A 13964-nucleotide genomic window follows, 5' to 3' on the forward strand; every position below is an offset into this window, starting at 1 on the left:
AACATGGCACGTAAAAAGCATTCCAGTATAGATGAGGAAGCGCAAATTGATATGACACCGATGCTCGACATCGTGTTCATTATGCTAATCTTCTTCATTGTAACAACGTCATTCGTGAAACCATCTGGTTTGGACTATAACAAACCAAAAGCTTCACAAGCGACTTCAAAGCCTTCGGCGAACATCTTTATTGGCGTCAGTAAAACTGGTGTCATTATGATGGAAAACCGTCAGGTTGATATCGAACGTGTAACGGCAAACGTTGAGCGTATGCTGGCTGAAGCACCTGAAGCTGCTGTATTAATTCAGGCTGATAAAGATGCATTACACGGCTTAGTTGTTAAAGTTCTAGACCAAGTGAAAGCGGCTGGTATAGATAAAATTTCGGTATCTGCGGGGAACGATTAATATGCTAAGAGCACTAGTATCGATCATTATTGGTGCTGCTGTGACTTTTGGTCTGTTCGCTTTTATGGCGTTCTTGGTCGGTGGCGGCGCACAGCGCGGTGATACATCGGCCGAGACCCCTGTAATTGAAATCACAATGGATAGACAAGATTCAAAAGCACAGAATAAGCCAAGGGTTGTGCCTAAGCCACCACCACCACCAGAACAGCCGCAGAAGCCTGATGTAACACCACCAGACTCCTCAAGCAATATTGATACATCAATGTCGTTCAATATGGGTGGTGTAGAAGCTGGCGGTCCAAGCACCGGCTTTAAATTAGGTAATATGATGACTCGCGACGGCGATGCTACGCCTATCGTTCGTATCGAACCTCAGTATCCAATTGCTGCGGCTCGCGATGGTAAAGAAGGTTGGGTACAACTTCGTTTTACCATTAACGAACTCGGTGGTATTGACGATGTCGAAGTTATTCAAGCAGAACCAAAGCGTTTATTTGATAAAGAAGCGATTCGTGCATTGAAGAAGTGGAAATACAAGCCAAAGATTGTAGATGGCAAACCACTGAAACAGCCGGGTATGACTGTCCAAATAGACTTTACCTTAGATAAGGGAGGCAAATAATTATGCGTAATGTTAATAAAATCGCAGTGCTATTATTGCTTTCTGTTTGTGGTGGTACGTTAACATTGTCTTCAGCTATGGCTGAAGAGAAGTGTGCCATCGATAAACGTCAATCTAAAGCGGTAGGCGAAGGCGCAGCGAAAAAAGTTCAGAAATCATTTGAAGCTTATACTAATGGCAAAATAGATGAAGCTATTACTATTTTGCTTGAGGCGAATGCGAAGAACGATTTCGATAAAGCTTATGTTGCACGTATGCTAGGTAACTTTTATGCCGAAAAAGGCAAAATGGATACTGCGATCAAGTACCTGAAACAGGCTGTAGAAGCTGATATTTTAGGTGGAACGGATCACGCTGCGACAATGCGTCTTTATGCGGATTTGCTGTTACAAGAGAAAAAGTTTAAGGAAGCGATTCCTTATTATTACAAGTGGATGGATTTTACTTGTAAAGCAGATTCTCAAATGTATCGCCGTATTGGTATTGCACATTCAGAGCTTAAACAGTGGGATAAAGTGATTGAAGTGGCCGATAAAGGTCTTTCATTAGCTGAAGCTCCTGATAAAGGTCTGTATCAAATGAAACTGACTGCTTACTTCAATCAAAAGAAGTATAAGAAAGCGGTTGGTGTGTTAGAAGTCATGGTGCCTTTATTTCCATCTGATGGCAGATTATGGGTTCAATTAGCACAGTTTTATTTGATGGTTGAAGACTACGACAAATCTCTGGCAGCTTACGATTTAGCCTACAGAAATGGTTTCTTAGATAGCGCGGGTAATATCACGCGTTTAGCACAATTGATGGCACAGAAAGGTGCTCCATATCAAGCGGCTAAAATCTACCAGAAGCATATAAAGTCAGGCATGATCGCTGAAGATGCTAAGTCGTTCGATATTTTGGCAGGATTTTTCCAAAATGCGAAAGAGTTTAAACAAGCCGCTGAGTATTATGGTAAATCTGCTGCTATCAATAATGATGGTAAGACTTATCTCAAGCAAGGTCGTTTGTTAAGCTTAGATGGACAATATTCTGCTGCGATCCCAGTGCTTGAAAAAGCCATCGCAGTAGGCGTTGATCATCCTGGAGAAGCAAACTTTGAATTAGCTTTGGCTCATTTAAGTTTGAAACAGTACAAGTCTGCTTATAACCGCGCGGTATTAGCTGCTAACGATAAGAAGACTGAGAAGAGTGCAAAAAGCTATATCTCTTATATTAAAGAGAAAGCACGTATGCATGATGTCGCACTGTAATCATTTCGCAGTTTGTTAATGTTTTAGTTTGAAAGCCCCGAAAGGGGCTTTTTCTTTGGGAGAGAGGGCTGAGCTTACTTTTGTTGGTCTTGTGTGGGTGTAGCAAATAGTAATAGTCAGTTTACCGCAGATTGCCAGCTTGTGTTTTTTACCATATTCTTGATTAAAGTCAGGCGTTTGTTGGTTTAATCGCTTTAATACATTCGCGGGACTATTTTATCTATTTCACAGCAGCCCCAAACTAAGAGGTGCGGTTTAAATGTGTAATCATGCCAGTATGTTTAACCTGTATCTCTTACCCGCTATAAGATTTCAGTCCTAGTGTTTTGGGGGTTAACAACGAATCTTCACTGTGTAATATCGATATGATCAATTCATTCGACAGTAGATTTTGAGAAAAGAATTAAAAGAAGTCTGTAATAACGGACTAAATAGGAGAAATATTAAAATGAAATTGGGTTTATTAGCGGGTTCAATCGCATTAATCTTAACTCTTCAAGGTTGCTCTAAGCCTGAAGTTACCGCAGTTCAAGAAAATAGCACGGCTAATGCTGCGGCTGCAGAGCAGGGCGAAACGCAGACAGCAGAACAGCGTTACTTAGCACTTGTTGATGCTTATTTTAAAGATTATTTGAAATTAGAGCCTATTTACGCCACTTTTGTCGGTGTTAATGATTATAACGCTGATTTTGGTGGTGATTTAACTGAAGATTATCTTAAAGCTCGTCATGATCTTAATACGCGTTATTTAGAACAGGTGCGCGCGATTAATCCTAAGCAGTTACCTGCAGATCTCCAGTTGAGTTATGACTTGTTTGTCTACGACCGTGATATGGCTTTAGTTGATGAAACGTATCCGTCACGCTTTATGCCGATAAGCCAGTTCTATAGTACCGTGATCACTATGGTGCAGTTAGGTAGTGGTGAAAGTGCACAACCTTTTAATAGCGTGCAAGATTATCGAAATTGGGAGCAAAGAGTTGATGGTTTTATCAAGTGGGTATCATTAGCTGAAAATCGGATGGATGAAGGTATTGAAAGTAAAGTCGTGCTACCAAGAGTACTGGTAGAGCGTATTATTCCACAGTTAGACGCCATGTTAACCACGGATGTTACCCAGAGTATTTTCTACTCACCTATCCTGCATTTTCCTGAAAGTTTTTCTGAACAAGATAAAGCGGAATTAACTGCGCGTTATCAAGCCATGATTACTGAACGTATTTTACCCGCTTTAACGAGTTTACGAGATTACTTTAAACAAACTTATTTGCCTAAGTCGCGTGCAACAGATGGCTGGTCAGGCTTGCCTAATGGTAAAGCTTGGTATCAGCATTTGGCCAACTTTCACACTACCACCACTATGTCAGTCGATGAAATCCATCAAATTGGCCTAACTGAGGTGGCAAGAATTTTATCAGAAATGGATAAGGTGCGTGCTCAAGTGGGTTTTAAAGGGGATTTAAAGGCATTTTTTGCGGCATTATCATCTGAACCGCAGTATTTTTATGATGATCGTCAAGGCTTGATTGATGGCTATATGGTACTAAAAGATAAAATCAATAAAGTTTTACCTAACTACTTTAATGTGATGCCAAAGGCTGATTATGTAGTGAAACCGGTTGAAAGCTTCAGAGAACAGTCTGCAGCCGGAGCCTCTTATGAAGCGCCAGCCGTTGATGGTAGTCGCCCAGGTGTATTTTATATCAATACTTATAATCTTAAAGCACAGCCAAAGTGGGGTATGACGACGCTGTCTTTACATGAAGCTGCACCAGGGCATCACTTCCAAATTGCAATTAAACAAGAATTAACGGGCGTGCCTGAGTTCCAACGCTTTAGTGGTTATACCGCCTTTGAAGAGGGGTGGGCACTTTATGCTGAATATTTAGGCGTTGAAATGGGCTTGTTTACCGATCCTTACCAGTATTTTGGTAAGCTTTCAGATGAAATGCTGCGCGCAATGCGCTTAGTCGTTGACACTGGCCTTCATGCTAAAGGCTGGAGCCGTGAGCAAGCAATTCAGTACATGAAAGATAACTCGCCAATGGCTGAAAGCGATATTGTCGCAGAAGTTGAGCGTTATATGGCGATCCCAGGCCAAGCTTTGTCTTACAAAGTGGGCCAGTTAAAAATTATTGCCTTACGCGCTCGCGCTGAAAAAGCCCTGGGTGATAAGTTTGATTTAAAAGCATTCCACGATCAAATCCTCACTTCAGGTTCACTTCCTATGGCAGTGATGGAGCAAAAAATCGATCGTTGGATAGCGGCTAAACAAGTTTAGTACTCAATATGCCGTTACTCGAGATTGATAGGAGTAACGGTATTTTAAAACTTTTTTATTCAATAGAAAGTTTTTATACTATTGAACCCAGCCCATTAGATCGAATGATAATGGGACGTTGATGATATTTGAGGCAAATGTCTCATGATCCAAATAGGAGTTTTATTATGGTCCAGGCAACAGCAAGACATTTGTTAGTCAGCAGTGAAGATCAATGCCAAACGCTGAAACAACAAATAGTAGATGGAGCAGATTTTGCCGAGATTGCTCGTGCGCATTCATCTTGTCCATCAGGTGCACAAGGTGGCGAATTAGGTTCATTTGGCCCAGGTATGATGGTCAAAGAGTTTGACGAAGTGGTATTCAGTGCACCATTAAATGAAGTGCAAGGCCCTGTTAAAACTCAATTTGGTTTTCATTTACTTGAAGTGACCAGCCGCGCATAAGTTTTACGGTTTGTTTCATGCAAGGTGTTTGAAACGGCAGCGGTGGCTGCCGTTTTTGTTTTATCTACTCATCACGGAGTTATTATGCTGGAACTCTATACCGATAGATTGAAACTCCGGAGCTTACAAGATAGCGACTGGGAACATTTTTATGCATTGCACAGTGATCCTGAGATTAATCGCTATGTGCGAGTTCCTGAGTCGCAAGTAGCTCTTCGCAGTAAATTTGATCAGCGTTCTGACACTTGGTTTTATGGTTCTGGCGATTGGCTGACCTTAGTGATTGAGACCGTTGATACAGGGCAATTTATCGGGTTAACAGGCCTCTATTGTCAAAGCCTTGATGAGCAACGGGCTGAAGTAGGTTACTTGCTGGCAGCAGAAGGCCACGGCAAAGGTTATGCAACTGAGAGCTTAAGGGCGGTCATTGATTGGGCCTGCTTAAGTTTTAATCTTCATAAATTTGTTGGTCATTGTGCCAAAGATAATCATGCATCAGCACGTGTCCTTGAGAAATGTGGTTTTCGGCTTGAGGGTTTGCTCAGACAGCAATTCAAAATCGGGGAAAATTGGCTTGATGAATGTGCCTATGGTTTACTCGCTGATGAAAGACGCCTCTAGCCTAATTATCTTCAGCGTATTTGGCGCGGTGCTGGTATAATGCCACAGGTTTATTTTTAGAAGGCGTGTACTAAGTGACGCAAATTAATCAATTAGCTTTGCATTCTGGCGAAGATTTCATTGAATTGTACAAGGTATTAAAAGTCCAAGGCATGAGCAGTGCTGGCGGTGAAGCTAAGCATTTTATTGACGAAGGTCAAGTCACTGTTAACGGTGAAGTTGAAACTCGTAAACGTAAAAAGATCGTGGCGGGCGATATCGTCAGCTTTAACGGTGAATCAGTTCAAATCATTGCGGCAGAATAAGCCTGCAACAGTGGAGCAATATATGCAATTTCCAGATGATGACAATGGTAAAATGCTGGCAGCAATGGCTGAATCGGGAATCGATTTAACTAAAGCGTTAGATGTTGATTTCTTTTTAGTATTTGATGATCAACGCGATGCAGAGACAGCGTTAGAAGAGTTAACTAATTCTGACTTGCAAGGCGAGATTGAGCTCAATCTGAATGATGAGCTTGGCAAGTGGGAAATTATTGTTTGCCTAAATATGGTACCTGAGTACGACACTTTAGTTGAGCAAGAGGTCATGCTTAATGATTTTGCTGCCGAGTTTGGTGGTACGAGTGACGGTTGGGGTGTAATGCAACATCAAGACGGTGACGATGAGTTTATAGACGAAGACGACCATGGGCATGTACATGGTCCAAACTGTAACCATTAATGCTATCCTGTTAGTTGTTAAATTTAAACGAAAACCACCCGAGGGTGGTTTTTTATTACTCATTGTCTGCTATTGGATGCGTTAATGCTAAAGTCTTATCCATGCTCAATCCCTTGCCAAAATACTTAATATCGCTAAGAAACATCAATCTCTAACAATCAAAGGATAAATCTCCAGTAACCAAGCGATAAAGGCTAGGTTTCTAGTGGTAGGTAAGGGGATGTCGGCGTGAATAAATTATAAAGGTGGGACATGAGTATTGAGACTTATGGTTTGATTGCAATGTTATGTATCAGTTATTTTTTATGACGTTAAGTGGTAATAAACCGGTGAGTATATTATTTCCTATGGCGGGTGTTGGAGCCGGAATATCTCACTCTTACGTCACTATATTTGATGTAAAGGCGGTAATAACTCCTTTGCATTTAGTTGGCAAACGCAGTCTAATGCTCGGCAATGACTCTCTTTTTATCAACAGAATAATAAAAATTATGGAATTTGAATTAACTCTACAAATCGCAGCAATACTTTTTGCCGTGGCACTGGTGGCAGGTTTTATTGATTCAATTGCCGGTGGCGGTGGTTTATTAACAATTCCGGCACTCATGTGGGCTGGATTACCGCCTACGGTTGCCTTAGGGACCAATAAGTTACAGGCTTGTGGCGGTAGTTTTTTTGCGAGCTGGTACTTTGTGCGCAAGGGGCTGGTTGATCTTAAGTCGGTTAAGTTAGCTTTAATTTGTGCGTTTATCGGCGCTGCATTAGGGACTGTTTTAGTTCAACTTGTTGATACTAAAGTGCTCGAATTGATGTTGCCATTTTTAATATTGGCCATTGGTTGTTACTTTTTGTTTTCGAAAAAGATATCTGAGGATGATAAACATCAAGTGCTCACACCGACCGCGTTTGCGTTCACTGCGGCTTTAGGCGTTGGCTTGTACGATGGTTTTTTTGGTCCAGGTACCGGCAGTTTTTTTGCATTAGCTTTTGTATCATTAGCTGGTTTTGGTTTGGCAAAGGCTACAGCTCACGCGAAGCTGCTAAATTTTTCGACCAATATCGCCTCGTTGATCTTTTTTGCCTTAGGCGGGAAAGTGATTTGGTTATTGGGGTTAGTAATGCTGGCCGGACAAGCCATTGGCGCAACCTTAGGTTCTCGTTTAGTGGTGACTAAAGGCACTAAGATCATTAAGCCACTCGTGGTGACTATGTCCCTTGCGATGAGCTTTAAACTGCTCGCAACGCAATACCAGTTATTCTAATAGACAATCAATAGGCGCAGCCTTAAACGGCGCGTTAGCTTATCTTAGTGCGCTATTTTATCTGAATGATGTCAACCTTGGCTTAACAGTTAGGTCGAGGATGATATCGCAGTGTAGAACCTTCCAATACTATCAAAAATCCCACCTCCTATTTTGGCAATAGGTGTACTCTTTCAAGGTTTTTGAATAGTATATCCCGTCCTTTTTAATACACTTTTTGTGTTCTTATTTTTCTATGTGTATTTTAACACTATGTTTTACTTATTAAGATTTAATTAGATTTGAATACGTAAATTGTTTACCTTATTTTGCGTTAATGGGCGATACGAGTGCTTAGCTTTGGCGCCATCACTTTGTTAAAAGAGCGATTATGAAATTTATCCATACCTCAGACTGGCATATTGGCCGCCAGTTACACAATCAGTCATTACTAGATGATCAAGTCTTTGTGCTCGAGCAAATTATTGCTTTGGCAAGTGAGCATAAGGTTGATGCTGTGATTGTTGCGGGGGATATTTATGACCGTTCGATTCCGCCAGCTAATGCAGTTGCGTTATTAGATGATGTGCTTAATCGTTTGGTACATGGTTTAGGCTTGCAAGTGATTATGATTGCTGGAAACCATGACGGCCACGAGCGTTTGGGTTTTGCAGCAAAACAAATGGCGGCAAGTGGGTTACACATTATTGGGCCACTGAGCGTTAATATTCATCCTATTACTTTGTCGAGTTTAAGCGGTGATGTGGTTTTTTATCCCCTGCCTTATGCTGATCCAGCCACCGTGCGCCACGTATTTGAGTGCGAGGCTGCGAGCCACGAAATGGCTATGGATATTTTGCTTGAGCAAGTGCGTCAGCACGATAGTCAAGGCTTACCCAAAGTGGTGATTGGCCACTGCTTTTTGGATGGTGGCAGTGAGTCAGAATCAGAGCGACCGCTCAGTATTGGCGGCGCCGACAAAATATCGCCAAAGCTATTTACTGAATTTGATTATGTTGCATTAGGCCATTTGCACGGGCCACAATACAAAGGCGCCGAACATGTGCGCTATTCAGGTTCGATTTTAAAATATTCCTTTAGCGAACAACATCAACACAAGTCGGTAACCTTAGTTGAACTTGGCGCGCAAACGCCGCTAAATATTCGTTTATTACCATTAACGTCGATGCGTGATGTGCGCATCTTAGAGGGGGAATTAGAAACATTACTCGCTCAAGGCAAAACGGATATAAAGCGTGAAGATTACCTGATGGTGAGACTACTGGATAAACATGCCATTTTAGATGCTATGGGCAAACTCAGAGCCGTTTACCCTAATGTACTGCATTTAGAGCGCACAGGCTTGATGGCGGGGCAGCAGCAAGTCGCTTTAAGCCGCGATCATATCAAAAAAGGCGAAATGGATATGTTCTGCGACTTTTTCTCTCAGGTGTCTGGCGAGCCATTAACGCAGGCACAGCAAACTGTGATGGACGACCTCTTGACTAAGTTGCACAATGAGGAGCGTCAAGCATGAGACCCCTTAGCCTTTCAATGTCAGCCTTTGGCCCCTTTGCATCAACTCAATCACTTGATTTTACAGCGCTTGGCACTAATCCATTATTTTTAATTAATGGGCCAACAGGTGCGGGTAAAACGACCTTGCTCGACGGTATTTGTTTTGCGCTTTACGGCAAAACTACGGGTAACGAGCGTGAAGGCAGTCAGATGCGTTGCGATATGGCCGATGATAACTTGCTCACTGAGGTCACATTTAGCTTTCAGCTTGGCAGTAATCACTATCGTATTCGACGCGTGCCAGAGCAAGATAGAGTAAAAAAAAGCGGCGATGGCTCAACGGTACAAAAGCCTGAAGCTCAGCTCTATAAAATTGACGCTGATGGCAATGAAAGCTTGCTTGTGGCGAGTAAAGTCTCTGAGGCGACTGCTGAAATTGAAGCCTTAACAGGGCTTGATGTCGAACAGTTTCGCCAAGTCATGGTATTGCCACAGGGCAAGTTCCGTGAGTTATTAATGGCAGATTCTAAGGCGCGTGAGCAGATATTTAGTCAATTATTTCAAACTCATATTTATCGCCGCATTGAAGATTCCTTAAAAAGTAAGGCAGCGGATATTCGCGCCTTAGTAAAAGACCAGCGTAGTCGTCGCGATGGCATCTTACAAAGTGCGGCTGTTGCATCCGATGATGAACTGAATAATGAATTAGCTAAGCTCGCACCAGAACTTGAAGTGGCCCAAAGCGCGAAAGAGCAGGCATTACAACAACAGCAACTTATCATCAAGCGGGGCGCCGCTGCGCAGCATTTACTGGCCGATTTTACTCAGCTGGATGTGTTAACTCGAACTGCTGCAGAGCTTAGTGCGCAGCAAAATAATATTAAGGCTAAAAGTCACGCAGTGGAACTTGCTAAGCAAGCGCAACGTTTAGGGCCAATCGTTGAAGTGTTTTTGTCCCGTGAGCAAGAATCTAAATCAGCAAACCTTAACCTTAACCACACAAAAACAGCCTTATTAAATACTAAGCAAGCTTTTGAAAGTGCTGAACTAAAAGCAACAGGGTTACCCGTGTTGGAAGCGCAGTTACTTGAAAAGGAGCAAGCTAAACCGCAACTGAATGCATTAGGACCTCAGCTTAGGGAACTCGATAAACTCACTAAGACAGTCGAGCAAGAACAACAGCTGTTAACTAAGGCTAAGGCGCAGTTTCTGGCTAGCAAAAATGAATTAACCGCTGTTAGCCAAAAACGCCGTGAACTGGAATCAACTCTGCCACCATTACAAGCTAGCAGTGAAGCTCGTCTGTCATTACAGCAATCGCACCAGCAGCAACAGCAGGTATTATCTGCTTATCAGCAATGGCAACAGGTGGCGGTCAGAGTTGCTTCAACACTGGCTAAACTTGACAAGGCTAAGGCGCAAGGCCAACTGCTTAATACTCAACATCAACAAGCACAGATAGCGCATAAAACCCTATTGTTGACTTGGCATCAAGGGCAGGCGGCTATTTTAGCTCGGCAATTACAGCAAGATGAACCTTGCCCTGTATGCGGTAGCACAATCCACCCACAGCCAGCGCAGAGCCAAGAAGCGCTGCCCAGTGATGAAGCGCTGCAATCAGCCCAAGATGCAGAAGCCTATGCCCAAGATATGTTGAGTAAGGCAAGAGCTGAATATCGGGGCTTTCAAACGCAGTTAGAAACCTTGCAGCAACAATCGCAGGATCTCGCAGCACAATTAGGCGTTGCAGTTGATACTTCTCTCGATGAACATACGCATACTTTGGCGCAATTGGCTTCTTCACTTACAACAGCCGAACAAGCCCACTTAAGTTTGCAGCAGCTGCAGCAAGATATCGTGCTGCTACAGATGCAAGAAACGCAATTACAGCAAAAGCTGGAGCAAGGACACGCGCAAGAAAATACCTCGCAATCAAAGGTTGATGTATTGCAAGGGCAGCTAGCGCAAATGCAGCAAAATGTACCGAAGGAGCTGGCTACGCTCGAGGTATTAAACGCTGCAATAGCACAAAACCAACAAGATATTAATCATGTTAAACAACAGATTGCCAGCATTCGCGAGCTTCAACTACAAACTGGGCAGGCTTTTGTCGCCGCTAAAGCTGCGTTAAATGGAGCAGAGAACACCGCTGAGACCGCACTAACGCAGTTAACTCGAGCACAGCAGCAGCTCAGTCAACAGTTATTAGCTGCCGGTTTTACCGATCAACAAGCTTTGCTTGAGGCCATGTTGGATGAGCAGCAACTACATCTACTAGCAAGTGAGATTGAAGCGTACCAGCAGCAATGTGCGTTAATTCAAGCCCAGAGTGAGCAACTGACACTTAAGCTTAAAGATAAAGTACCGCCCGATAGCACTAAGCTTGCGGCAGAGCTTGAGATGGCGCAGCAAGCATTACACACTGCCGAACACACATGGCAACAGCTCCATACTCGAGCTGCGCTTCTGCTTCAAACACAAACCCAGCTGAATATTGCCGATACGAAAGCTAAGAGTTTAGAAGATGAGTATGCGGTTATTGGCACGCTCGCCGACGTTGCTAATGGTAATACGGGCAATAAAATTAGCTTGCAGCGTTTTGTCTTAAGTGTGTTGCTTGATGATGTGTTACTTGAAGCCAGTCATAGGCTGCATTTGATGAGTAAAGGGCGTTATCGCTTATTGCGTAAGGAAGATAGAGCAAAAGGTAACAAGGCTTCAGGCCTAGAGTTAGAAGTCGAAGATGCCTACACCTCAAAAGTACGTCCTGTGGCGACCTTAAGTGGCGGTGAGAGTTTTATGGCGGCATTATCAATGGCATTAGGGTTATCCGATGTGGTGCAAGCCTATGCAGGTGGCATCAAACTCGACACCTTATTTATTGATGAAGGCTTTGGTAGTTTGGACCAAGATTCATTAGAATTGGCCATTCGAACCCTGATGGATCTGCAATCATCAGGCCGTATGATAGGGGTAATATCGCACGTCTCAGAGATGAAAGAGCAGATAAATACCCGCATCGATATCCATAAAACCTCACATGGGAGTGAAATGGTGGTTGTTTTACCTTAGCCGCTTACTTTCTACAGAAGTCGCATTTAAACATTTGTTTTTAATCTGTTATTTGTTGTGATTTTTTCGTGTTTAACATTGGGAAATATAAGGGGAATTAATTTGAAGTGCGAACTAGCGCATGTTTCTTGTTAATATCGGGCTAAAAGTGCGAAATAGCGATTGTCATAATCGTTTTTTTGGGATAAGTTGGAAAAAATTAGAGCTTCCCTTTAAGGGGCTGGTTCAAAAATAGAGTACAAAGTTAACGAAAGGTGAGAAGCGTTGCAAACAGGCAAACCCAACTTTATCAACTTATCGCAATCCCGTTTGCAGAACTTATCATCAAAACAGAAGAACATTCTATTAATGGGTGGCCTGTTGATTGGCGCTGCTATGCTAATGCCTAATAGTAGCAATATCATGCCTACTGCACAGCGGATCCCTATTACCCTCGATATCGAAAATATACTACCTCAAGTTTCTGAGTCTCAAGAAACTGAAAATAGTGCATTCATCAGTAATATCCCTCATTTCGAACGCGTTATTGCCTCTGGTGATACATTGAGTGGCTTGTTTTCAAAAGCGGGCGTTGATCAACAGACTATGTATAAGGTGTTAGAAGCTGATTTAAATATCCTCGCACTTGATACTTTATTACCCGGCAACAGAATTCAATTTTGGTTAGATAACGAAGGCCAACTACAGAAATTAGAACTTTATTTTAACACTGCCCGCCAAGTTGTTTTTACTCGTTATGAAGATGGTAGTTTTAATGTTGAGGAAGTTAACGTAGAAGGTGTTTGGCAAAATCGTATTATCAGTGGGGATATTAAAGGCTCTTTTTATGTTTCGGCACAAAAAATGGGTTTAGCGGCCGCCGACATTCAGCGCATTGAAGATTTACTCAAAGAAAAGTTAAATTTCGCCCGTGATTTACGTGCTGGTGATCAATTTTCTGTTTTGGTAAATGATCAATATGTTGAAGGCGAAGCCACAGGAAGTAGCCAAATTTTAGGGGTGACAATTAAAACGGGTCGGTCTGAAATTAGTGCATTCCAATATTCTGATGGTAGTTATTACGATGCTAAAGGGCAAAGTTTAGTTCGCGCATTCCAGCGTTATCCGTTAGCTAAGCAACCGCGTATGAGCTCTCGTTTTAACGCATATCGTAAACATCCTATTACTGGCCGTATTTCACCACATAACGGTACTGACTTTTCCGTTCCTATCGGCACTAAAGTTATTGCCCCTGGGGACGGTATCGTAAGTTTAGTGACAGACCACCAGTTTGCCGGTAAATATATTGTGATTGAGCATGGTGGTAAGTACCGTACTCGTTATTTACATTTATCTAAAGCACTTGTGCGTAAAGGCCAACGTGTTACTCGCGGACAAGTTATTGCTTTATCGGGTAATACTGGGCGTTCGACAGGGCCACATTTACATTATGAATTCCATATTAACGGTAAACCAGTTGATCCGTTAAAAGCAGATATTCCAATGTCTAGTCAGTTAGCCAACCAAGACTTACAAATATTTACTAACTTAGTCGAGAGTCGCCAAGCGATGATGAACTTAGGCTAAGTAATTGGCTTAGACGATGAATTAGAGTTGATTAAAACCTGAATAATCCATAATAACCACATTACTAAAGATATAAAAATACCGATAACACTTAAGTGCCATCGGTATTTTTATATCTGTTATGTCACTTATCTCAAGGCTATGTTATTTACACCATAATAGCCTCTGCATTCTATAAGCATTTTTCTTATCACAAAATCAGCTTAAATTTCATTC

General features: G+C 42.4%; 12 protein-coding genes. All 12 read left to right on the forward strand.

All coding sequences use genetic code 11. The annotated features are described in order from the left end of the window. Window positions 1-3: 3 nt before the first annotated feature. A complete protein-coding gene (locus BW947_RS08025; protein WP_012588012.1) occupies window positions 4-408 on the forward strand; it encodes an ExbD/TolR family protein in 405 nt (134 codons plus the stop codon). A 1-nt stretch (window position 409) separates the two neighbouring features. Next, entirely contained in the window at window positions 410-1030 is a 621-nt protein-coding gene (locus BW947_RS08030; RefSeq protein ID WP_076498236.1) for an energy transducer TonB, read from the forward strand. 2 nt (window positions 1031-1032) lie between these two features. Next, on the forward strand, window positions 1033-2280 hold the full coding sequence (locus tag BW947_RS08035; RefSeq protein WP_076498237.1) for a tetratricopeptide repeat protein: 1248 nt from the start codon (window positions 1033-1035) through the stop codon (window positions 2278-2280). Window positions 2281-2728: 448 nt separating this feature from the next. After that, window positions 2729-4561: a DUF885 domain-containing protein gene (locus tag BW947_RS08040; RefSeq protein WP_076498239.1), complete on the forward strand. Its 1833-nt coding sequence runs from the start codon at window positions 2729-2731 to the stop codon at window positions 4559-4561. A 167-nt stretch (window positions 4562-4728) separates the two neighbouring features. Further along, window positions 4729-5007 (forward strand): peptidylprolyl isomerase, encoded by a 279-nt coding sequence (locus BW947_RS08045; protein WP_076498240.1) that lies wholly within the window; start codon window positions 4729-4731, stop codon window positions 5005-5007. 84 nt (window positions 5008-5091) lie between these two features. Beyond that, on the forward strand, window positions 5092-5628 hold the full coding sequence (locus BW947_RS08050) for a GNAT family N-acetyltransferase (protein WP_076498242.1): 537 nt from the start codon (window positions 5092-5094) through the stop codon (window positions 5626-5628). 74 nt (window positions 5629-5702) lie between these two features. Next, window positions 5703-5933 (forward strand): RNA-binding S4 domain-containing protein, encoded by a 231-nt coding sequence (locus tag BW947_RS08055; protein ID WP_076498245.1) that lies wholly within the window; start codon window positions 5703-5705, stop codon window positions 5931-5933. 22 nt (window positions 5934-5955) lie between these two features. After that, window positions 5956-6351: a ribonuclease E inhibitor RraB gene (locus tag BW947_RS08060; RefSeq protein ID WP_076498248.1), complete on the forward strand. Its 396-nt coding sequence runs from the start codon at window positions 5956-5958 to the stop codon at window positions 6349-6351. A 491-nt stretch (window positions 6352-6842) separates the two neighbouring features. Beyond that, a complete protein-coding gene (locus BW947_RS08065; protein WP_076498496.1) occupies window positions 6843-7613 on the forward strand; it encodes a TSUP family transporter in 771 nt (256 codons plus the stop codon). A 370-nt stretch (window positions 7614-7983) separates the two neighbouring features. After that, complete coding sequence (locus BW947_RS08070; protein ID WP_076498250.1) at window positions 7984-9129, forward strand: exonuclease SbcCD subunit D; 1146 nt, start codon at window positions 7984-7986, stop codon at window positions 9127-9129. Further along, window positions 9126-12182: an AAA family ATPase gene (locus BW947_RS08075; protein ID WP_076498251.1), complete on the forward strand. Its 3057-nt coding sequence runs from the start codon at window positions 9126-9128 to the stop codon at window positions 12180-12182. Before BW947_RS08070 ends, BW947_RS08075 begins: the two co-directional genes overlap by 4 nt. A 264-nt stretch (window positions 12183-12446) precedes the next feature. Then, window positions 12447-13748: a peptidoglycan DD-metalloendopeptidase family protein gene (locus BW947_RS08080; protein ID WP_076498253.1), complete on the forward strand. Its 1302-nt coding sequence runs from the start codon at window positions 12447-12449 to the stop codon at window positions 13746-13748. Window positions 13749-13964 lie beyond the last annotated feature (216 nt).

Source organism: Shewanella morhuae (assembly GCF_900156405.1).
Lineage (GTDB): Bacteria > Pseudomonadota > Gammaproteobacteria > Enterobacterales > Shewanellaceae > Shewanella > Shewanella morhuae.

Bases quoted from the DNA above. Each gene is read 5' to 3' on its own strand.
- BW947_RS08025 (WP_012588012.1), top strand. From the start codon at position 4: ATGGCACGTAAAAAGCATTCCAGTATAGATGAGGAAGCGCAAATTGAT.
- BW947_RS08030 (WP_076498236.1), top strand. From the start codon at position 410: ATGCTAAGAGCACTAGTATCGATCATTATTGGTGCTGCTGTGACTTTT.
- BW947_RS08035 (WP_076498237.1), top strand. From the start codon at position 1,033: ATGCGTAATGTTAATAAAATCGCAGTGCTATTATTGCTTTCTGTTTGT.
- BW947_RS08040 (WP_076498239.1), top strand. From the start codon at position 2,729: ATGAAATTGGGTTTATTAGCGGGTTCAATCGCATTAATCTTAACTCTT.
- BW947_RS08045 (WP_076498240.1), top strand. From the start codon at position 4,729: ATGGTCCAGGCAACAGCAAGACATTTGTTAGTCAGCAGTGAAGATCAA.
- BW947_RS08050 (WP_076498242.1), top strand. From the start codon at position 5,092: ATGCTGGAACTCTATACCGATAGATTGAAACTCCGGAGCTTACAAGAT.
- BW947_RS08060 (WP_076498248.1), top strand. From the start codon at position 5,956: ATGCAATTTCCAGATGATGACAATGGTAAAATGCTGGCAGCAATGGCT.
- BW947_RS08065 (WP_076498496.1), top strand. From the start codon at position 6,843: ATGGAATTTGAATTAACTCTACAAATCGCAGCAATACTTTTTGCCGTG.
- BW947_RS08070 (WP_076498250.1), top strand. From the start codon at position 7,984: ATGAAATTTATCCATACCTCAGACTGGCATATTGGCCGCCAGTTACAC.
- BW947_RS08075 (WP_076498251.1), top strand. From the start codon at position 9,126: ATGAGACCCCTTAGCCTTTCAATGTCAGCCTTTGGCCCCTTTGCATCA.